Source organism: Amycolatopsis sp. MEPSY49 (assembly GCF_051337345.1).
GTDB lineage: Bacteria > Actinomycetota > Actinomycetes > Mycobacteriales > Pseudonocardiaceae > Amycolatopsis.
Genome location: NZ_JBDLYJ010000014.1, coordinates 217,654 through 238,160, shown reverse-complemented (window position 1 = coordinate 238,160; position 20,507 = coordinate 217,654). Strand labels below are relative to the sequence as shown.

21 protein-coding genes are annotated in these 20,507 nt (G+C 71.6%); 17 read left to right on the top strand and 4 right to left on the bottom strand.

Translation table 11 applies throughout. The features are described 5' to 3' along the window. Positions 1-85: 85 nt before the first annotated feature. Entirely contained in the window at positions 86-880 is a 795-nt protein-coding gene (locus ABFJ78_RS42120; RefSeq protein WP_436393033.1) for a class I SAM-dependent methyltransferase, read from the bottom strand. Beyond that, complete coding sequence (locus ABFJ78_RS42115) at positions 859-1,365, bottom strand: DUF2505 domain-containing protein (protein WP_436393032.1); 507 nt, start codon at positions 1,363-1,365, stop codon at positions 859-861. The genes ABFJ78_RS42120 and ABFJ78_RS42115 overlap by 22 nt, the downstream gene beginning before the upstream one ends. Before the next feature lie 24 nt (positions 1,366-1,389). On the opposite strand from ABFJ78_RS42115, the gene ABFJ78_RS42110 reads away from it, so the two are divergent. The 7 genes from ABFJ78_RS42110 to ABFJ78_RS42080 all read left to right on the top strand — a co-directional run bounded on the left by ABFJ78_RS42110 (position 1,390) and on the right by ABFJ78_RS42080 (position 8,932). After that, positions 1,390-2,445, top strand: a complete 1,056-nt coding sequence (locus ABFJ78_RS42110; RefSeq protein ID WP_436393031.1) for a UDP-N-acetylmuramate dehydrogenase — start codon at positions 1,390-1,392, stop codon at positions 2,443-2,445. A 159-nt stretch (positions 2,446-2,604) separates the two neighbouring features. Then, on the top strand, positions 2,605-3,780 hold the full coding sequence (locus tag ABFJ78_RS42105; protein WP_436393030.1) for a L,D-transpeptidase: 1,176 nt from the start codon (positions 2,605-2,607) through the stop codon (positions 3,778-3,780). Positions 3,781-3,783: 3 nt separating this feature from the next. Continuing rightward, positions 3,784-4,599: an alpha/beta fold hydrolase gene (locus ABFJ78_RS42100; protein WP_436393029.1), complete on the top strand. Its 816-nt coding sequence runs from the start codon at positions 3,784-3,786 to the stop codon at positions 4,597-4,599. A gap of 18 nt (positions 4,600-4,617) precedes the next feature. Beyond that, positions 4,618-5,922: a D-inositol-3-phosphate glycosyltransferase gene (gene mshA, locus ABFJ78_RS42095; protein WP_436393028.1), complete on the top strand. Its 1,305-nt coding sequence runs from the start codon at positions 4,618-4,620 to the stop codon at positions 5,920-5,922. Next, positions 5,919-6,431: a YbjN domain-containing protein gene (locus ABFJ78_RS42090; protein WP_364460947.1), complete on the top strand. Its 513-nt coding sequence runs from the start codon at positions 5,919-5,921 to the stop codon at positions 6,429-6,431. The genes mshA and ABFJ78_RS42090 overlap by 4 nt, the downstream gene beginning before the upstream one ends. Positions 6,432-6,501: 70 nt before the next feature. Then, a complete protein-coding gene (locus tag ABFJ78_RS42085) occupies positions 6,502-7,368 on the top strand; it encodes a DUF4349 domain-containing protein (RefSeq protein WP_436393027.1) in 867 nt (288 codons plus the stop codon). A gap of 814 nt (positions 7,369-8,182) precedes the next feature. Then, positions 8,183-8,932 (top strand): phosphoglyceromutase, encoded by a 750-nt coding sequence (locus ABFJ78_RS42080; protein WP_400864820.1) that lies wholly within the window; start codon positions 8,183-8,185, stop codon positions 8,930-8,932. Position 8,933: 1 nt separating this feature from the next. Here the strand turns inward: ABFJ78_RS42080 and ABFJ78_RS42075 are convergent, their stop codons facing one another. Together ABFJ78_RS42075 and ABFJ78_RS42070 are read right to left on the bottom strand one after the other, a co-directional pair. After that, positions 8,934-9,803: a hypothetical protein gene (locus tag ABFJ78_RS42075; RefSeq protein WP_436393026.1), complete on the bottom strand. Its 870-nt coding sequence runs from the start codon at positions 9,801-9,803 to the stop codon at positions 8,934-8,936. Between the two features lie 5 nt (positions 9,804-9,808). Then, entirely contained in the window at positions 9,809-10,447 is a 639-nt protein-coding gene (locus ABFJ78_RS42070) for a DNA-binding response regulator (protein WP_436393025.1), read from the bottom strand. Between the two features lie 67 nt (positions 10,448-10,514). On the opposite strand from ABFJ78_RS42070, the gene ABFJ78_RS42065 reads away from it, so the two are divergent. From ABFJ78_RS42065 to ABFJ78_RS42020, 10 genes are all read left to right on the top strand, one after another. Then, complete coding sequence (locus ABFJ78_RS42065) at positions 10,515-11,387, top strand: oxidoreductase (RefSeq protein WP_436393024.1); 873 nt, start codon at positions 10,515-10,517, stop codon at positions 11,385-11,387. 145 nt (positions 11,388-11,532) lie between these two features. Continuing rightward, entirely contained in the window at positions 11,533-12,774 is a 1,242-nt protein-coding gene (locus ABFJ78_RS42060; protein WP_436393023.1) for a sensor histidine kinase, read from the top strand. Further along, positions 12,771-13,460 carry a response regulator transcription factor gene (locus ABFJ78_RS42055; RefSeq protein ID WP_086680214.1) on the top strand — a complete coding sequence of 230 codons (690 nt, stop codon included), beginning with the start codon at positions 12,771-12,773 and terminating at the stop codon, positions 13,458-13,460. The genes ABFJ78_RS42060 and ABFJ78_RS42055 overlap by 4 nt, the downstream gene beginning before the upstream one ends. Before the next feature lie 148 nt (positions 13,461-13,608). After that, on the top strand, positions 13,609-14,592 hold the full coding sequence (locus ABFJ78_RS42050; protein WP_436393022.1) for a Ppx/GppA phosphatase family protein: 984 nt from the start codon (positions 13,609-13,611) through the stop codon (positions 14,590-14,592). Between the two features lie 157 nt (positions 14,593-14,749). Further along, positions 14,750-16,366, top strand: a complete 1,617-nt coding sequence (locus tag ABFJ78_RS42045) for a hypothetical protein (protein WP_436393021.1) — start codon at positions 14,750-14,752, stop codon at positions 16,364-16,366. 75 nt (positions 16,367-16,441) lie between these two features. Then, positions 16,442-17,254 (top strand): sugar phosphate isomerase/epimerase family protein, encoded by an 813-nt coding sequence (locus ABFJ78_RS42040; protein ID WP_436393020.1) that lies wholly within the window; start codon positions 16,442-16,444, stop codon positions 17,252-17,254. Between the two features lie 134 nt (positions 17,255-17,388). Continuing rightward, a complete protein-coding gene (locus ABFJ78_RS42035; protein WP_436393019.1) occupies positions 17,389-18,216 on the top strand; it encodes a thioesterase family protein in 828 nt (275 codons plus the stop codon). A gap of 161 nt (positions 18,217-18,377) precedes the next feature. Next, positions 18,378-19,187 (top strand): pyrroline-5-carboxylate reductase, encoded by an 810-nt coding sequence (gene proC / locus ABFJ78_RS42030; protein WP_436393018.1) that lies wholly within the window; start codon positions 18,378-18,380, stop codon positions 19,185-19,187. 815 nt (positions 19,188-20,002) lie between these two features. Further along, positions 20,003-20,218 carry a helix-turn-helix domain-containing protein gene (locus ABFJ78_RS42025; protein WP_013222402.1) on the top strand — a complete coding sequence of 72 codons (216 nt, stop codon included), beginning with the start codon at positions 20,003-20,005 and terminating at the stop codon, positions 20,216-20,218. Between the two features lie 155 nt (positions 20,219-20,373). Further along, on the top strand, positions 20,374-20,475 hold the full coding sequence (locus tag ABFJ78_RS42020) for a 30S ribosomal protein bS22 (protein WP_007030867.1): 102 nt from the start codon (positions 20,374-20,376) through the stop codon (positions 20,473-20,475). Positions 20,476-20,507 lie beyond the last annotated feature (32 nt).

Below are 20,507 nucleotides of genomic sequence, written 5' to 3'. Positions count from 1 at the left end.
GCCAGGCCCGGGATGAGCACTATCAGACCAGGTCAACCCATCCTGACCAGCACAAACCACGATGAAACAACCCCATTGGGGTGCTTCAGGCAGGGGCGACCGCGGACCACGGAACCGTCAGCTCGCCCGGCCGGATCCGCGGGTCCGGCACCGGCCAGCCGCGCGCCGCCAGCAGCCGGACCGTCTCCAGCCAGCGGGACCGGACGCCGAACGCCTGGTGCGGCGCGGCCGTGGCCCAGCAGGTGTCGAGCGCGGCCAGGAACGCGTGGATCCGCTCGCCCGGGACGTTGCGGTGGATCAGCGCCTTCGGCAGCCGCTCGGCGATCGTCGACGGGCGGTCCAGCCCCGCCAGCCGCATCGACAGCGTCAGGGACACGGGGCCGGCGGACGACACCAGCACCCACGTCGACAGCCGGCCGATCTCGTCGCACGTGCCCTCGACCAGCAGGCCGCCCGGGGCCATCGAGTCCAGCACCAGCGCCCACGCGCCCGGGACCTCGTCCTCCGCGTACTGGCGCAGCACGTTGAACGCCCGCACCAGCACCGGCCGCGTCCCGGCCAGCTCGAACCCGCCGCGGCGGAAGTCCAAAAAAGGAGGCGACGCGGCGGGCAGAGCGGCAGCCACGCGAACAGGATCCAGCTCCAGGCCCAGCACCCGGACGTCCGGCCGGACCCGGCGCAGCCACCGGGCCAGCTCGACCGTCGTCACCGGGGAAGCGCCGTACCCGAGGTCGACGACCAGCGGCGACGCGGCCGTGCGCAGCAGCCGGGTCGCCGCGGGAGAGTACGTGATCCACCGGTCGACCCGGCGGAGGCGGTTCGGGTTGGTCGTGCCGCGGGTCGGCGCGCCGACCGGACTCAGGCGACCTCGGTGAGCCACTTCGCCGTGAATTCGGCTTCGCGCTCCAGCAGCTTCGTGACCTGCTCGGCGATCACGCTCTCCAGCTTCCCGCCGAACAGCGGGATCCGGACCGTCACCTCGCCGCTGATCCGCAGCACGGTCTTGTCGCCGTTGGCCAGCAACGCGGTGCGCGCGGCGATCTCGCCGGGGACGCCGCCGACCTCGACGGTCGCGTTGCCCTGGCGGCCGGTGCCGTCGTTGCTCACGCGCCACGTCTGAGTGCGGGTCACCAGCAGGTCGCCCTTGTGCAGCGTCCGCACCGCCGACGGCAGCTTGTCCGCGCTGATCCCCTGCCGCAGCTCGTAGCGCAGGTCCGTGCCGGACTCCTCGTACGACAGCAGGGCCGCGTCGTGCCCGCCGAGCTGCTCGAGCCGCGCCCGCAGGGCGGCTTCGCCGGCGACCGCCGCGTACGTCGCGGGGACGTCGGCGGCGAACTCGGCGCGGTGCTCGATCCGGGATCCCATGAGCCGGACAGTACCGTCAGACGCGTGAACACCGCCCGTACTCCCGCCCTCCCGAAGCTCTCCGCGTACACGACGCTGCGTCTCGGCGGCCCCGCCCGCCGGTTCGTCAGCGCCGTGACCAGCGAAGACCTCGTCGCGGCGGTCCGCGAGGCCGACGCGGCGGGCGAGCCGGTGCTGCTGCTCGGCGGCGGCTCCAACCTCGTGGTGGCGGACGCGGGGTTCGACGGCACGCTCGTCGAGGTGGCGAACACCGGCTGGCGCCGTGACGGTGACGTCGTGGAGGTCGAAGCCGGCCAGAACTGGGACGCGTTCGTCGCCGGCCTGGTCGACGCGGGCCTGGGCGGGCTCGAATGCCTCTCCGGCATCCCGGGCAGCGTCGGCGCGACGCCGATCCAGAACGTCGGCGCGTACGGCTGCGAAGTCGCGGAGTCGATCGTCTCGCTGGAGCTGTACGACCGCCGGACGCGCGAAGTGCGCACGCTCAAGGCCGACGAGCTCGGCTTCGCCTACCGCACCAGCGTCCTGAAGGGCACCGACACCGGCGTCGTCCTCTCGGTCCGCTTCGAGATCCGCGAAGACGGCCTCTCCGCGCCCATCCGCTACGCCGAGCTGGCGCGCACGCTCGGCGTCGAGATCGGCGCCCGCGTCCCGGCCGCCGAAGCGCGCGAAGCGGTGCTGAAGCTGCGTCGCGGCAAGGGCATGGTGCTCGACCCCGACGACCACGACACGTGGAGCGCGGGCTCCTTCTTCACCAACCCGATCGTCCCGTCGGCCGAGGCGGAAGCCGTGCTCCGGAAGATCGCCGAGAGCGTCGGGACCGACGCGCCGCAGTACCCGGCCGACGGCGGCGTCAAGCTGTCGGCGGCCTGGCTGATCGAGCGCGCCGGCTTCGCCAAGGGTTACCCCGGGCCGGGGAACCGCGTCTCGCTGTCGACGAAGCACACCCTCGCCCTGACCAACCGCGGCGACGCGACGACGGACGACCTGCTGGCCCTGGCCCGCGAAGTCCGCGACGGCGTGTACGAGCGCTTCGGCGTCCGATTGCACCCCGAACCCCTGCTGATCAACTGCGTGATTTGAGCCGAACCGGGCAACCTGGACGTGTATGAGACGTCTTTGTCGACAAAGACGTAGCCACCTGATCGGATGGTCTTCACCTTTCGACAGGTAACGTCGAGCGGGCCACCAGCGCTAAGGGCGTGGACCCGCTGGTCGGTGGGGGAAACACAGGAGGTTTCGGTGATCGAACGGCGCACGGTCTTCAAGGCCGCTCTGGCGGCGGGGGCCGCCCTGGTCGCCGCGGCGTGTTCGAGCACGAACGACGGCACGGCCTACCCCACCGGCGCGGCCGCCTCCGACGGCGGTGGCGCGCAGCCCGTGGCGAAGATCACGGCCGAGCCCGCCGTCAACGCCAAGGACGCCTCGGTCCTCAAGCCGGTCACCGTCAAGGTCGCCGACGGCAAGCTCACCGAGTGCAAGGTCACCGCCGACGGCGGCAAGGCCGTCAAGGGCGACACCGCGCCGGACGGGCTCACCTGGACCAGCTCCGAGCCGCTCGGCTACGGCAAGACCTACACGTACGCGGCCAAGGCCACCGGAACCGACGGCAAGCCGGTCGAGCTCACCGGCACGTTCACCACGATCAGCCCGGCCAAGCAGATCCGCGCCACGCTCAACCCCGCCGACAACCAGCAGGTCGGCGTGGCCATGCCGATCAGCGTCAAGTTCGCGTCGCCGGTCAAGGACCGCGCGGCCGTCGAGAAGGCGCTGTCCGTGAAGACGGACAAGGAGATCGAAGGCGCCTGGGGCTGGCTGTCCGACAGCCAGGTCGACTACCGGCCGAAGGAGTACTGGCCGCAGAACATCACCGTGAACGTCGAGGCGAAGCTCTACGGCGTCGACCTCGGCGGCGGCGCGTACGGCAAGGCCGACGTCACCACGAAGTTCAAGATCGGCCGCAACCAGGTGGTCAAGGTCAACACGCCGGACCACCAGATGCGCGTCTACCGGGCCGGGGCGCAGGTCAAGAGCTACCCGTGCGCGAACGGCCTGGACGCCGAGGTCGACCGCAACACCCCCAACGGCACCTACATCATCATGAGCAAGGAGCCGACGGCCGTCTTCGACAACGCCCGCTACGGCTACACGAACGTCAACAAGAAGTGGGCCTGCCGGTTCTCCAACCACGGCGAGTACATCCACGAGAACCAGGACAACGCGGCCAACATCGGGAAGAACAACAACTCCCACGGCTGCGTCAACCTCCTCGAGGCCGACGCCAAGGACTTCTTCGACTCCGCGCTGATCGGCGACCCGGTCGAGATCACCGGCTCCCAGCTGGGCGCGCCGATGGCCTCGGACGTCAAGGACTGGAACTACAGCTGGTCGGCCTGGAAGTCGCTGGGAGCGAAGTAGATCGTGCGCACCGAAGTCGTCGGGCACGGCGGGGTCCGGCTCGGCCTGCGGGTCGAGGGGGACGGGAACAGCAGGCCGATCGTGTTCGTGCACGGCTGGGCGCAGTCGGGCGCGTGCTGGGCGGCGCAGCTGGCCGACCCGGCGCTGACCGAGCGATTCCGGCTGGTCGCGATGGACCTGCGCGGCCACGGCGCCTCCGACGTCCCGGCGGCCGGCTACGACGACCCGGTGGCCTGGGCCGACGACCTCGCCGCGGTGCTCGACTTCGCCGGGCCGGACGCGATCGTGGTCGCCTGGTCGTACGGCGGGCTCGTGCTCACCGATCACATCCGCGTGCACGGCACCGCACGCCTGCGCGGGGTCGTGCTCGTAGGCGCCATCACGGAGATCGGCCGCGACCGGCCGGGCGGGCGCGTCGGCCCGCTGATGCGCGAGCACATGCGCGCCATGCTTTCGGACGATCCGGACATCGCGGTCCCCGCCCTGACCGAGTTCAGCCGCGGGATGGTCGCGCGGCCGGTGCCGGGCACGCAGGCGCAGGCCCTTCTCGGCGCTTCTTTGAGCGTGCCGCCCGCGGTCCGTTCGGCGCTCTTCCGCCGGGACGTCGGCAGTGAAGACGTGCTGGTCAGGCTGGACAAACCCACCCTGGTCGCGCACGGGACCGCCGACCGCGTGATCGAGCCGTCGGCGGCCGAGCACGCCCTCGGGAAGATTCCGGGTGCGGTCGCGCGTTGGTTCCTTGACGGGGGGCATGCGCCCTTCGCCGAGTCCGCGGACGAGTTCGACGCGGTGCTGCGGCAGTTCGCCGAGGAATGCTGACGCGGGAGACGTGACCAGGTGACCAGCTCCATCCGGGGGTTCGACGCTGCCCCTCGCCGGATCGCGGTGCTGTCCGTGCACACATCGCCGTTGGAGCAGCCGGGCACCGGCGACGCCGGCGGGATGAACGTGTACATCAGCCAGACGGCGACCGAGATGGCCCGCCGCGGCGTCGAGGTCGAGGTGTTCACCCGCGCGACGGCGTCCGACCAGCCCCCGGTGGCCGAGCTGGCGCCGGGCGTGACCGTGCGGCACGTCCAGGCCGGCCCCTTCGAGCCGCTGGGCCGCGACGAGCTGCCCGCCCAGCTGTGCGCGTTCACCTCCGGCGTCCTGCGCACCGAGGCGTTCCACGAACCCGGGTACTACGACCTCATCCACTCGCACTACTGGCTGTCGGGCCAGGTCGGCTGGCTCGCCCGCGACCGCTGGTCGGTGCCGCTGGTGCATACCGCGCACACCCTGGCGAAGGTCAAGAACGCCGCGCTCGCCGACGGCGACAAGCCGGAGCCGCGCCTGCGGGTGATCGGCGAGGAGCAGGTGGTCGCCGAGGCCGATCGGCTGGTCGCCAACACCGCCGTCGAGGCGCGGCAGCTCATCGACCTCTACGACGCCGAGCCGGACGCGGTGCACGCCGTGCCGCCGGGCGTCGACCTCGACCGCTTCACGCCGGGCTCCCAGGCGGCCGCACGTGCTTCCCTCGGCCTGGCCGGCGACGACGTCGTGCTGGCCTTCGCCGGCCGGATCCAGCCGCTGAAGGCGCCGGACGTCCTGCTGCACGCCGCCGCGGCCCTGCTGCGCCGGCGTCCCGAACTGGCCTCGCGGCTGGTCGTGCTGGTCGTCGGCGGACCGTCGGGCACCGGGCTGGAGCAGCCGAAGGCGCTGCGCGAGCTGGCGGTTTCGCTGGGCATCGAGCGGCAGGTGCGGTTCCTGCCGCCGCAGCCCGGGGAAGCGCTCGCCCGCGTCTTCCGCGCCGCCGACGTCGTCGCGGTGCCCAGCTACAACGAGTCGTTCGGCCTGGTCGCGCTGGAAGCGCAGGCCTGCGGGACGCCGGTGGTCGCGGCCGAGGTCGGCGGCCTGCCGGTCGCGGTGCCGCACGGCGTGTCCGGCCTGCTGGTGCCCGGCCACGGCGCCGACGAGTGGGCGGACGCGCTGGCCGCCGTCGCCCTGCGCCCGGACCGGCGCGCCGAACTCGGTGCCAACGCCGTCGTGCACGCGCGGCGGTTCTCCTGGCGGCGTACGACGGACGCCCTGCTGGACATCTATGCTCAGGCGACGAGCGCGTTCTCCCGCGCGCTGGACCTGCGCACGGAGGTGGCGGTGTGAGCCTGGACCAGCTGATCCAGTCTACTTTGGACTCGGCCGAGCTGAAGTACGACAAACGCGGTCCCGGCAAGTACTTCGTCACGCTGCCCGGCACGAAGAAGCTGCAGACCAACGCGTGGCTCGTCGACGGCGACCACGCGTTTTCGGTGGAAGCCTTCGTCTGCCGCCGTCCCGATGAGTCCCATGAGGACGTTTATCGCTTTCTGTTGCAGCGCAACGCGAAGCTCTACGGCGTGCACTACACAGTGGACAGTCTCGGCGACATCTACCTGGTCGGCCGGTTCGGCAAGGAGACGATGTCCGCCGACGAGCTGGACAAGGTCCTCGGCCAGGTGCTCGAAGCCGCCGACGGCGACTTCAACACGCTGCTGGAGATCGGCTTCGCGACGTCGATCAAGCGCGAGTGGGACTGGCGCGTCTCCCGCGGCGAGTCGCTGGCGAACCTGCAGGCGTTCAAGCACCTCGTCGCCCCCGAGAAGCCGCACGAACCGGGCTTGACCGAGTCGTGACCCAGGCCGTGCAACGGCCCTGAACCGGACATCCGTCTCACCGCCAGTCGAAACTGGAGGGAGACGCAGGATGCGGACTCGATGGAGAGCGGCGCTCGCGGGCGCGGCGGTGGTTTTCGCCCTGGCCGGGTGCTCGGCGGCCGAGAACGGGGCTTCGTCCACGGCGGACAGCGCCGGTGGGGTGGCGAAGGTCCCGGCCGCGCCGCAGCAGGGGACCGGGGGCAAGGCCGAGTCGAAGGTCGCGGCTCCGCAGCCCGGGGCCACCGAACGGAAGCTTTCGCGTAGTGCTCGGTTGGAATTGACCGCCGTCAAGGTCGTGGACGTCGTCGCGCAGGCTCGGGGGATCGCGCAGGGTGCTGGGGGTTATACCGGGCAGGAGAGCACCGGTGACCAGTCGGCGACTTTGTCGTTGGCCGTGCCCGCGGAGCGGTTGGATCCGGTGTTGGACCAGTTGTCGCACTTGGGGTCTTCGCTGGTCAAGCGGGAGTTGAACACTCAGGATGTGACCGAGCAGGTTGTTGACGTCGAGGCTCGGTTGACTACTCAGCGGAAGTCCGTTGAGCGGATTCGGGCGTTGCTTTCGCAGGCTACTTCGGTGTCGGACATCACTTCGATCGAGAGTGAGTTGACGAGCCGTGAGTCGGCTTTGGAGTCGTTGGAGCAGCAGCGGAACTCGCTCGCTGGGAGTGTCGCTATGGCGACCGTGTCGATGAGCATTCGGAGTGTTGCTGCTCCGGCTCCGCCTTCGGAGGATCGGAGTGGGTTTCTTGGCGGGTTGGCTGGGGGGTGGGACGCGTTTTTGACCTTGGGCGGCGGGTTGCTGACCGTGCTGGGGGCCGTTGCGCCGTTCCTGCTGATCGTGGGGCCGTTGGGTTGGCTGGGGTGGTGGCTGAACCGGCGGCGGCGAGTCGTGAAGCCGGAGACTGTTGAGAGCTGAGGTTTCCCCCGCTCCTCGTCCTCGATTGTTCAACACCGGAGACCCGGCCTCAAGGGCGCCTTCGGCGTCGCTTCGCGATGAGCTTCGCTCACCCTTGACCCCGGGTCTCCGGTGCTGACTGCGGCTGGGACGAGGGGCGGGGAGGTCTAGGCGCGTGTTGGCCGCTGGGGTGAGCGGCTGAGCGGCTGCCGGAGATGACGTGAATGACTCATTCATGTCGTCAGGCGACAGGGCGCCGGCAAAGTCAGGTCAGCGCAGCCGATCCGGTCGCCCACATGTCATGAACGGGTCGTTCACCTCGTCAGACGACATGAACGACCCTTTCATGACATCGCCGCGACGCCGGGCTGAGCGGCGCCGGGGATGTCGTCTGGGTGGCCGTGGAGAGCTGGGCGGAACAGGCGGGACGGCTCGAGGGAGGGGGGAGTCGCGATCTCGAGCCGCCCCGCTGAAGTTCCCGCCGATCAGGACCCGGTGACGAGGGGGGTGTCATCGGGGCCGGCGGGCCGCGGCTCGGCAGGGGGGAGACGAGCCGCGGTCGAAGCCCGAAACCGGCCGGGGAGTGCGTGGAATCCGGCCGCTCGGGACGTAAGCAAACCTGTCAGATCTCGACCTGTAATCACAAGACTACTCACTAGTCCGTTCGAGTGAACTTCGCTCGCGGCGATAACGGTGTGCAGTTTGAAGCGCGGATTTTGCGCGTTGTTGGCGCTCGGACTTGTCGAAGGGTGAGGTGTTACTTCGTAGTAACACACTCTGGGTAGGAGGCGAGGTCACCAGTCGGTCCGCTGGTCCGTCATGGCAGGCTGAACCCATGGCCGAGATTGGGACTTTGGTGCTGCTGCGGCACGGGCAGAGCACGTGGAACGCGGAAAACCTGTTCACCGGCTGGGTGGACGTGCCGCTGTCGGAGCAGGGCGAGGGCGAAGCCCGCCAGGGCGGGCAGCTGCTGGCCGATGCCGGGCTGCTGCCGGACGTCGTGCACACCTCGCTGCTGCGCCGCGCGATCTCCACCGCGAACATCGCGCTGGACGCCGCCGACCGGCACTGGATCCCGGTGAAGCGCGACTGGCGCCTCAACGAGCGCCACTACGGCGCGCTGCAGGGCAAGAACAAGAAGCAGACCCTCGACGAGTTCGGCGAGGAGCAGTTCATGCTCTGGCGCCGCTCGTACGACACCCCGCCGCCGGAGATCGACCCGAAGGACGAGTGGAGCCAGGCCGGCGACGCCCGCTACGCGAACCTCGGCGACGACGCGCCGCTGACCGAGTGCCTCAAGGACGTCGTCGAGCGGCTGCTGCCGTACTGGGAGTCCGAAATCGTGCCGGACCTGCGCGCGGGCAAGACCGTGCTCGTCGCCGCGCACGGCAACTCGCTGCGCGCGCTCGTCAAGCACCTCGACGGGATCTCCGACGCCGACATCGCCGGCCTCAACATCCCGACCGGCATCCCGCTGCGCTATGACCTGACCGCCGACCTCAAGCCGGTCAAGGCCGGTGGCGAGTACCTCGACCCCGAGGCCGCCAAGGAAGCCGCCGCCGCGGTCGCCAACCAGGGCCGCTGACTCACGCCGCGGTGACCGGCCGGACGGCCGTCGCCTTCCAGCTCGCCCCTTCACGGACGACGTCGAACTCGACCGTGAAGGGCTTGCCGGCGGCTTTGCCCGTCGCGTCGGTCACCTGCAGCGTCGTGAAGAACAGCACCACCGCCCGGCCGCCGGTCAGCACGACGACCGCGGCCATCGGGTCCGGCCCGAGCGCCACCTTCGTCCCGCTCTTGCGGATCGCCTCGACGTAGCTCGCCTTCTTCGCGCGGTAGTCGCTCAGCAACGGGTCGGCGATGACGGCTTCGGCCCGCGCGTACGAGCCGTCCGCGTCGGCGCTGTCGGTCGTGAACAGGCCGCCGGCGATCGCCCGCGTGCCCGCCACCGCCGCGTCACGGGTGCCCGCGAGGGTGCCGTCGTCCGGGTGCGGCGCGGGGGACGGCTGCGCCGGGTTCACGGCGAGGTCCGAGAGCCGCCAGTGCCCGTCCGCTTTCAGCGCGGTCAACGCGACCGTCGCCAGGCCCTTCGACGTGCCGTTCTCCTGCTCGAGCACCGCCAGTTCGCGGACCCGGTCGCCGGTGAACTCCAGCGCGGCCGCCTCCCGCACCCGCGTGGCCAGGCGCACTGCCTGCGGGCTCTTCCGGATGGTGTCGAACAGCTTCGTGAGCTGGTCCTTCGCCGCTCCGGTGACGTTCGCCGCGACGGCCTGGTCGAACGCCGCCGGGTTCGCCGAGTCGTAGCTGAACACCGCCTCGGCCGCCGTCTTCACCGCGTCGAGCGCGGCGGCCGTCCCGGGCCCGTTGACGAGCGCGAGGTTGCCGGTGAGCGGCGTGGCCGTGCCGGAGATCGCCGACGTGCACGCCGAGGTCGTCAGGACCAGCGCCAGGAGCACTCGCCTCACAGGAGCCCGGCCTCGCGCGCCCGCGCCCCGGCCTGGAACCGGGACGACGCGCCGAGCACCTCCATCAGCTCCGCCACCCGCCGCCGGTACGTCCGCAGGCCGACGCCGAGCGCGCGGGCCGCCGTCTCGTCCTTGCAGCCGGACGCCAGCTGCTCGAGGATCTCCCGCGCGCCCAGTTCGGTGAACCGGGCCTGGTACGACTCGAGGTCGGTGCCGCCCGCCCAGGCCGCCTCGAACAGCGACTGGATGCCCTGGACCAGCTCCGGGCTGCTGACGACGGTGTAGCTGCGGACGCCGCCGACGTGGTCGCCCGCGACGATCGCGATCCGGCGGTCCAGCAGGATCGTCTCGTTGACCTCGCGCTCGGTGATCCGGATGCGCGCGCCGTGCGTGGCCATGAACCGCAGGTGCTCGGCCAGCGCCGGGTCGAACAGGACGCCGGGCAGGTACATCTTGCGCACCGACGTTGTGCGGACGGCTTGTTCGCGTTCCGGCGCGCTCGGGTGCGCCACCGACCAGGTGTGCAGGTCGCGGGCCGCGCACGAGATCTCGTTCGCGGTCGCGAACAGGTGGGCGGTGCGCTCGAACAGCTCGGCTTCGCCGCGCACCACGACGACGTCACTGACTCTCTCCACGCATTCCAGTGTGGCAGCAAACTGCCAAACCCGGAGGTCAACGGTGCTTCGTCGGAAGGCTGGAGCCATGACCACGAACACCACTCTCCCCGCCGCCGCGGCGGGCACCTGGCAGCTCGGCTCCTTCGCAGTCAACCGCCTCGGTTTCGGCGCCATGCGCCTGATGTCCACTTCGGACGGAGGCATCCGCGCCCGCGAGACGTCGATCGCCGTGCTGCGCCGGGCCGTCGAACTCGGCGTCAACCACATCGACACCGCCGCGTTCTACTTCGCCGGCCCGCGCTCGGCGAACGAGCTGATCAACACCGCGCTCTCGCCCTACGACGACCTGACGATCACCACCAAGGTCGGCCCGGGCCGCGACTTCACCGGGGAGTTTTACACCGCCCGGCCGGAGCAGCTGCGCGCCCAGGTCGAGCAGAACCTGCGTGAGCTGGGCCTCGATCACCTCGACGTCGTCAACTACCGGATCGGCCAGGCGCTCGACCGCGGCGAGGGCTCGCTCGCCGACGGCTTCGGCGCCCTCGCCGAGCTGCGGGAACAGGGCCTCATCCGCGAGCTGGGCATCTCCAACATCGGGCCGGAGCACCTCACCGAGGCCCTCGCGATCGCGCCGGTCGTCTGCGTCCAGAACCAGTACGGCCTCACCGCGCGCCGCGAGGACGACGAGATCGTCCGGATGTGCGCCGAGCACGGCATCGCCTTCGTGCCGTTCTTCGCCGTCGCGAGCGGGACGGGCGAGGACGCGCGCGTCGCCGAGGTCGCCCGCCGGCACGACGTCACGCCGGCCCAGGTGCGGCTCGCCTGGACCCTCCACCAAGGACCGCACGTGCTCGCCATCCCGGGCACCGGCGACGTCGCGCACCTCGAGCAGAACGTCGCCGCGGCCGCACTGGAGCTGACCGACGACGATCTGAAGACCCTCGACACCGCCGGGTGATTCACCCGGAATGTCTCGCCGCGGAATCGATCGGGTGAACGCGGGCTGAAGCACCGGCGAACATGTCCTCGCCAGGTGTCGCGGTGCTCACGACAAGGCGGACAACGCTAGGCCGAAGGGCCACTTCTCAGCTTACGATCGGCCTGTGACCACGCCTGTTTCACTCGCACTGGCCATCGGCGCACTGGTGGCCGGTGCGGTGGTCGGCTACCTCGTCGCCCGGGCGCGAACCCGGCGCGAAGAGGCCCGGCCGCCGGGCCCGACCGTCGCGGAGCTCCTCGAACGGCTGGTCCGCTCCTCGAACAACGGCGTCGTCGTGCTCAACCGGTTCGGCGACATGGTGCTGCACAACCCGCGCGCCTACGAGCTCGGCCTGGTGAAGGTCAACCAGGCCGACCCGCGGGCCCGCAAGGCCGCCGAGCAGGTCGTCGAGACCGACGAACCGCTGGAAATCGATCTCTCGCCGCTCGAAGCGCGCGGCCGCCAGCCGGAGGCGGTGCTCGGCCAGGTCCGGCCGCTGGGCGACGGCTTCACCGTCGTCGAGGCCGTCGACCACTCCGAGGCCATCCGGCTGGAGGCCGTGCGCCGCGACTTCGTCGCCAACGTCAGCCACGAGCTCAAGACCCCGGTCGGCGCGATCGCGCTGCTCACCGAGGCCGTGCTCGATGCCGCGGAGGACGTCGAGGAGGTCCGCCGCTTCGGCGGCAAGATCCTCCGCGAGTCGACGCGCCTGGGCCAGCTCGTCACCGAGCTGATCGCGCTGTCCCGCCTGCAGGGCGCCGAGCGGCTGCCGGACCTCAACGTCGTCGAGGTCGACGCCGTCGTCCGCGAGGCGCTCGGCCGGACGACGCTTTCGGCCGAATCGGCCGACATCCGGATCACCACCGACAACCCCAGCTCCCTGCTCATCGAGGGCGACCGGACGCTGCTGGTCACCGCGCTGTCGAACCTGCTGGAGAACGCCGTCGCGTACTCGCCGGCGGGCAGCCCGGTGTCGATCAGCAGGCGGCTGGCCGACGGGATGGTCGAAATCGCCGTCACCGACCGCGGGATCGGCATCGCCGAAGACGAGCAGCAGCGCGTGTTCGAGCGCTTCTACCGCGCCGACAAGGCCCGCTCGCGCGCCACCGGCGGCACCGGGCTCGGCCTGGCGATCGTCAAGCACGTCGCGGCCAACCACGGCGGCTCGGTCGGGCTGTGGAGCCGTCCCGGCACCGGCTCGACGTTCACCCTGCGCATCCCCGCGCACGTCAGCCCCGAACCGGCTCCCGAGCCGACGCGGGCCGCCAAGACCTCGCCGGCACCTCGGCAGGAGAAGACCCCCGAGCGCACCCCGAGGCTCGTGGTTACCGGGCAGGACAGCCCAGATCATGGAGGAAACCTGTGACCAGGGTTCTCATCGTCGAGGACGAGGAGTCGTTCGCCGACCCCCTCGCCTTCCTGCTGCGCAAGGAAGGGTTCACCGCAGCCGTCGCCGGGACGGGCCAGGCCGCGCTGGAGGAGTTCGACCGCAACGGCGCCGACATCGTGCTGCTCGACCTGATGCTGCCCGGCATGAGCGGCACCGACGTCTGCAAGCAGCTGCGCCAGCGGTCGGCCGTGCCGGTGATCATGGTGACGGCGCGCGACAGCGAGATCGACAAGGTCGTCGGCCTGGAGCTGGGCGCGGACGACTACGTGACGAAGCCGTACTCGGCGCGTGAGCTGATCGCGCGGGTCCGGGCGGTGCTCCGCCGCGGCGGCGAGCCGGGCACGGACGGCGAGCTGGCCCCGCTGGTGCTGTCGGCGGGCCCGGTCCGGATGGACGTCGAGCGGCACGTCGTGACGGTGGACGGCGCCGAGGTGTCACTGCCGCTGAAGGAGTTCGACCTGCTGGAGTACCTGCTCCGCAACGTGGGCCGGGTGCTCACGCGCGGCCAGCTGATCGACCGGGTGTGGGGCGCGGACTACGTGGGTGACACGAAGACTTTGGACGTCCACGTGAAGCGGCTGCGCTCGAAGATCGAACCGGACCCGGGCTCGCCGCGGCACCTGGTGACGGTCCGCGGTCTGGGCTACAAGTTCGAGACATAACGCTCCGTAGACCGAACTTTCCCCGAGAAAGTGTAGCGGAGCTACCGACTCCGGATCACTTTCTCGGGGAAAGTGCGGTCGTGGCCGCACCGAGTGTTTTCGGTTACAAGTTCGAGACCTGGCGCCAGGGCCGGTACCCTGGACCCCCGTGCGCCTAGGGGTACTCGACGTCGGTTCCAACACCGTCCACCTGCTCGTGGTCGACGCCCACCGTGGCGCCCACCCGACGCCGATGCATTCCGAGAAGTCCGTGCTGCGCCTGGCCGAGCAGCTCACCCCCGCCGGCGAGCTCAGCAAGGCCGGTGCCGACGACCTCGTGACCGCGGTCGAATCCGCGAAGGACGCCGCCGCGCGGCTCGGCTGCCAGGAAGTCATGGCGTTCGCCACGTCCGCCGTCCGCGAAGCGAAGAACTCGGCCAAGGTCCTCGCCCGCGTCGCCGACAAGACCGGCGTCGACCTGCAGGTCCTGTCCGGTACCGACGAAGCCCGGCTCACCTTCCTCGCCGTCCGGCGGTGGTACGGCTGGTCCGCCGGCCAGCTGCTCGTGCTCGACATCGGCGGCGGCTCGCTGGAGATCGCCATGGGCCGCGACGAAGAGCCCGTCCTGGCCGAATCGCTGCCGCTGGGCGCGGGCCGCACCACGCGCACCCGCTTCAAGCACGACCCGCCGACGCGCTCCGAGCTCGTCGCGACGTCGGCGTGGCTGGACGACCAGCTCACCGACCTCACCCGCAAGGTCACCAAATGGGGTGAACCCGACCGCGTCGTCGCGACGTCGAAGACGTTCCGGTCCCTCGCCCGGCTGACCGGCGCCGCCCCCTCGGCGGCGGGCCCGCGCGTGCGACGTACGCTCACGGACACCGCGTTGCGCCAGCTCCTGGCCTTCATCTCGCGGATGACGTCGGCCGATCTGGCCCAGCTCGAGGGCGTCAGCCCGAGCCGGTCGCACCAGCTGGTGGCGGGCGCGCTCGTCGCGCAGGCCACGATGCGGGCCCTCGGTTTGGCCGAACTCGAGATCTGCCCGTGGGCTCTGCGAGAGGGTGTCATCCTGCGGCGGCTGGACCATTCGAACGGCGCGGATGAGACTGGAGCCGCCCTCGTGGGCCGCTTCGGCGCACAGGAGGACCGGTGAAAGCACGCGGCTGGACTTCCCGGACGGACAACGGGCACGGTGGAGAGGTGACGGACATGCGGAGGTCGGCGTACAGCGCGCGCGGCGCCGCCGGCGTGCCGTCAGGTACCGCTTCGCCGAGTGCCGAGAACCCAGAGCGCGCAGGGGACGACCAGGTATGACGGACCAGACCGGAGGCGACCAGCCGCAGAAGACCGTGGCCGAGCTGCTCGCCCAGCACGGTGCCCAGGTCGACGGCGGTCGCCGTCGCCGCCGCCGCGCGGCCGATGACGACGACGAGCCCGCCACCCCGGAGACCCCGGGGCCGACGGGTTCGCACCGCCGTCCCGGCGTCGGCGACACCGGCCCGCAGGCGATCATCGACCGCGTCGCCTCGGAGGGCACGCCGCCCCCGCCGAACCGGCCCACCGGACGGCGGCGCGCCGAGCCACCCTCCCCGCCGCCGCCCGCGCCCCGCGCGGTCCCGCAGGACTCGCAGCCGCTGCCGCGGCCGGTTCCGCCGCCGCCGGCCCGCCCCGCTCCCGGTGGCGCCGAGTCCGGCCAGTACGCGCGCCCGCCGCAGCAGGAGCCGACCCAGTTCACCCGGCCGCCGCAGGAGTCCGGGCAGTTCGCACGCCCGCAGGAGTCGGCGCAGCCGCCCGTGCCGCCGCGCGCGCCGCGGCGCCAGCCGCCGCCCCCGCAGCCGTCGCAGCAGCTGCCGGTCCCGCCGCCGCAGCCGTCCCAGCAGCTGCCAACGCCGCCGCCGGCCGAGGAGACCCGCGGGGCCGTCCCGCCGGTCCGGCGCCGTCCCGCGCCGCCGTCGCAGCAGCTGCCGGTCCCGCCGCCGCAGCCGTCGCAGCAGCTGCCGACGCCGCCGCCGTCCGGCGGCCCGCTGTCGGCCCGGCTCGACGGCCTCAACGGCACCCCGGACGCCGACGTCGACGTCCCGCCGCCCCCGATGGCCAGCGGCACGTTCTCGACGCCGCCGGCCGCGCCCGGGCGCCCGCGCCGCGGCCCGGCGCGCCGTCCGCAGCCGCAGCAGGAGGCCTACACCGAGCAGTTCGACGCGGTGGCCGGCGAGCAGCCGCCGCCCCCGGCGAAGCCCGACGAGCCGTCGTCACCGGGCGGGCTCGCGAACTGGCGCAAGCGCCGGCAGAAGGAGCAGCTGGAGGACACCGAGATCGGCGTCATGCCGGTGGTGCCCACCGAGACGCCGGACGACGGTTACCCCGAGGACGACTTCGAGCCCGACGGCTTCGCGCCGGAGAGCAGCGGCTACCAGGCCGCGTACGACGCGGGGCCGCCGACCGGCGCGTACCCGCCGCCGATGCCGTTCGCGCCCGGCGACCGCGCGTCGCGGGCCCCGATCCCGGACGACCTGGCGCCGTACGAGCGCGAGTTCGCCGACGGCTACCCGGACGGCGGCCCGGACTTCGAGCAGGACGACTACGGCTACGAGCAGGCCGACGGCTACGAGGACGACGAGTACGACGACGTGCCCGAGCCGGTCGCGGAGCCGGAGCCCGCGGCCTCGCCGGGCAAGGCGTGGCTGGCGCTGGCCGGCCAGCTGGCGCTGGGCGTCGTCGGCGGTGCCGCCGTCTGGCTGGGCTTCAACTGGCTGTGGGTGAACATCCCGGCCGCTGCCCTGGTGGCGGCGCTGCTGGTGGTCGTCGCGCTGGTCTGGATCGTGCGGAAGATCCGCCGCGCGGAGGACCTGCAGACGACCGTGCTGGCGGTGCTGGTCGGCCTGGTGGTGACGGTCTCGCCGGCGGCGTTGCTGCTCGTCGGCCGCTGACGCGCGGGGGACGCGGTGAGATCCGCGTCCCCTTCCGCGCGTGCCCCTGCTCCGCACCCTCGGTGACGAGGCAGGATGGCGCGCGTGACAGACGAGCAGCCGGTCCCCGTCGGGCTCAGCACGGCGTCCGTGTGGCCCCTCAAGGCCGGGACCGCCTTCGAGCTCGCCGCCGAGCTGGGCTACGACGGCGTCGAGGTCATGGTGTGGGCCGACGCGGTCAGCCAGGACGTCAGCGCCCTGCGCCGGTGGTCGCGCCGGACCGGGGTGCCCGTGCTGTCGATCCACTCGCCGTCGCTGCTGATCACGCAGCGGATCTGGTCGCCCGACCCGGTCGTGCGGCTGCGGATGTCCGTCGAGGCCGCGCAGGAGCTCGGCGCGCGGACCGTCGTCGTGCACCCGCCGTTCCGGTGGCAGCGGCGCTACGGCGACGCCTTCGGTGATCTCGTCGACGAGCTGGAGGAGTCCAGCGGGATCGAAATCGCCGTCGAGAACATGTTCAAGGTGCGCCCGCCCGGCGGTTCGAAGAATTCGCGCGTCTCCGCGTTCCGGCCGTCGATCGACCCGACGGACGTCGGTTTCCGGCACTACACGCTCGACCTGTCCCACACAGCGGCAGCCCGGATGGACGCCCTCGCGCTCGCCGAGCGGATGGGCGAAGGCCTCTCGCACGTCCATCTGGCGGACGGCACCGGCGTCCCGAAGGACGAACACCTGGTGCCCGGCCGGGGTGGCCAGCCCTGCGCCGCGCTGCTGGAGAAGCTGGTCAGCAGCGGTTTCGGCGGCCAGATCGTGCTGGAGATCAACACCCGGCACGCGGTCACCGGCGCCGAGCGGGTCCGTGATCTGGCGGAGGCATTGCTGTTCGCGCGATTCCACCTCGGGCAGTAATTGCGCACGTTCACCACGGACACGACTGCTCCCGGGTCCATTTACCGGGATCGAACACGTAAAGTTCGGACCGTGAACCCGTCGCGCTCGTTGATCGTCACCTGCCCGGATTTACCCATTGGCCCGGCGCGTTCGTGAGCGGAACGGACGGCACCGCCGTGTCCTTCGACACGGCGAGTGCGGCGCGGTCGCTGGGGGACGGCACCTTCACCGCGGTGCTGCGTGCGGAGTGGGCCATCGGCTCGCACCCGCACGGGGGTTTCCTGCTGGCCCTGCTGGCCAAGGCGGCGATCGCCGCCCTCCACGAGCGCGGTGAGCCGCACGCGGAGCCCCTGGTGGTCAGCGCGGAGTTCCTGCACGCGCCCGCGCTGGGCCCGGTGCTGCTGCGCACGGACGTCCGCAAGGTCGGCCGCCGCGCGACGGTGGTCGAGGTCCGCCTGGAGCAGCGCGGCCGCAGCTGCGTCGAGGCGCGCGTGACGACCGGCCGGCTGCCGATGCGCCGCCCGGAGTGGACGGACGTGCCGTCGATGCCGGCCGAGCCGTCCCCGGGCGCGCTCGCGATGGCGGAGAGCACGGAGGGGCCGTTCAACCTGGCCAAGGGGTGCGAGGTCCGGCTGGACCCGGCGACGGCGGGGTACCTGGCCGGGCGCACCGGCGAGCCGCCCCGGATGCGGCTGTGGGTGCGGCCGCGGCACGGGCTGGTGGACCCGTACTTCACGCTGCTGGCGTCCGACGTGAACCCGCCGGTGGTGATGAACCTGGGGCGCATCGGCTGGGCGCCGACGGTGCAGTTGACGGCGTTGCTGCGGACCCGGCCGGCGCCGGGGTGGTTGCGGGTGGTGGTGGAGTCCCGTTCGGTGCACGAGTCGTGGTTCGACTCGGACGCGACGGTGGTGGACTCGCAGGGGCGGCTGGTGTGCCAGGCCCGGCAGCTGGGGCTCGCCCCGGCACCGGGTTCCTGAAGCGCGTGGCTCGCCCTGGTGCCCGGCCGGAACGCCATGAACGACTCTTTCATGGCGTCGGGCGAGGTGAACGGGTCGTTCATCGCACGGCAGCCGAACCACCCGGGGCGCGGTTCGCCCCGGCACCGGGCGCCTGAAGCGCGTTTGGCACGCTTTACGCCATGACGGTCATCGCGGTGCTGGGTGCGGGAAAGATCGGCGAGGCGTTGCTCTCGGGGCTGCTGCACGGCGGCCACGAGCCGGGCGACCTGCTCTTCACCGAGCGGTACCCGGCGCGCGTCGAAGAGCTCACCGCGCGCTACGGCGTCCGCGGCGTCGAGGTCGAAGAAGCCGCGAAGCGCGCCGATGTCCTCGTTGTCGCGGTGAAGCCGCAGGACATCGAGCCCGTGCTCGACGAACTCGCGCCGCTGCTCGGCCCGAACTCGCTCGTCGTTTCGCTCTGCGCGGGCCTGCCCACCTCGCTGTACGAGCGGCGGCTGGCCGAGGGCGTCCCCGTCGTGCGGGTCATGCCGAACACGCCGATGCTGGTCAACGAGGCCATGAGCGCCATCTCCGCCGGCCGGCACGCCACCGCCGAGCACCTCGCCGTCGTGCGCGATCTGCTCTCGCACGTCGGCCGGGTCGTCGAGGTGCCCGAGGCGCAGCAGGACGCCGTGACCGCCCTCTCGGGCTCCGGGCCGGCCTACTTCTTCTACCTGGTCGAGGCCATGATCGACGCCGGCATCCTGCTCGGCCTGCCGCGCGCGCTCGCCGGGCAGCTGATCATCCAGTCGGCCGTCGGGGCGGCGAAGATGCTCGCCGAGTCGGACGAGCACCCGGTGCTGCTGCGCGAGGCCGTGACGTCGCCCGCCGGGACGACCATCAACGCCATCCGCGAGCTGGAGAAGCACGGCGTCCGCGCGGCCATGCTGGCGGCCATCGAGGCCGCGAAGGACCGGTCCGTGGAGCTGGGCAAGGCTCACGAAGGCTGACGCGGCCGCCAGTCCGCCGCCCAGGCGTCGAGCTGGACCAGCGTCCCGAACAACGACCGGCCCTGGCCCGGTGAGTGAGTAGCCCTCGGCGTGCCCGGCCAAGTCGGCTTCGCCCAGTTCGCGCAGCCGTGTGGCCAGCACGCTGGACGACACAGTTCCCAGAGGATCCGCAGCGTCCACCGCCGGCCGAGCAGGTCGAGCAGCGCCATGATCGGGCGGCCGGCCGGGCATGCCTGAAATCGAAGCAGCCACGGATCGCGCCCCTCGAGCCGCCGTTCGACGCGGGGACGGCCGAAGCGCTCGACCGGCTCGGGCCGCCGATCGCGCTCGAGCTGGTCATCGACCGCACGACCGCGCTCTGCGGCGCCGACTACGAGTGGAGCGTGCACATCGCCACCTTCGCCGGGAAGGCCGGCCTCCGAGACGAACAGATCCGCTCGCTCGCCGCCGGCGGCCCGGCCGACGAGTGCTGGGACGCGGGTGACCGCGCGGTCATCAAAGCCGTCGACGAACTCCACGCCACCTACGACCTCGCCGACGACACCTGGGTGGATCTCACGGACGCCTTCGGCCAGGACGGCGCCGCTGCGGCTGCCCCTCGAACCGGGGACCGCGCGCCCGGATTCGCCGTAATGGGCGATTCCGGAGGTCTTGCACGCGCGGGTGCCTGTGCGTTAGCGCAGGTAGGAGCCCATCTCGGTGACAGGCGTCGCATTAGTCCCACCAGTCCCGCTACTCTCGATAGAGCACGTGCGTGTCGATACCACAGGTGGGGAAGCCTCGTGGCGCGACACGTGTCGAAGGACGCGGTAAACATGTCGCCGAACAAGAAGGAGGATCTGCCGGCAGTCGGGCAGGTCCAGTTCCTGACGGTCGCCGAGGTGGCCACGCTGATGCGGGTCTCCAAGATGACCGTCTACCGTCTCGTGCACTCGGGTGAGCTGCCCGCCGTCAGGGTCGGGAAGTCCTTCCGGGTGCCGGAAAAAGCAGTGCACGAGTACCTCCAGGGCGCTTACTACGACGTGGGTTGATCGACGTCGCGGCCGGCGGCACGTCGCCTTACGACGTGCCCGCCGACCGGCCCGCACCGGGTGCCGGGTAACCTGGAAAACCGCTCGTGCCTGTGCGCTCCACCCGTTGGACGCTGCGCCGGGCAGCGTGACCGACGACGACCTAAGGAGCGCCCATGGGCTCTGTGATCAAGAAGCGCCGCAAGCGCATGTCGAAGAAGAAGCACCGCAAGCTGCTTCGCCGCACGCGAGTGCAGCGTCGTAAGGCCGGCAAGTAAGACCCAGCCGTGCGTAGCCGTGGCCCGTCCAG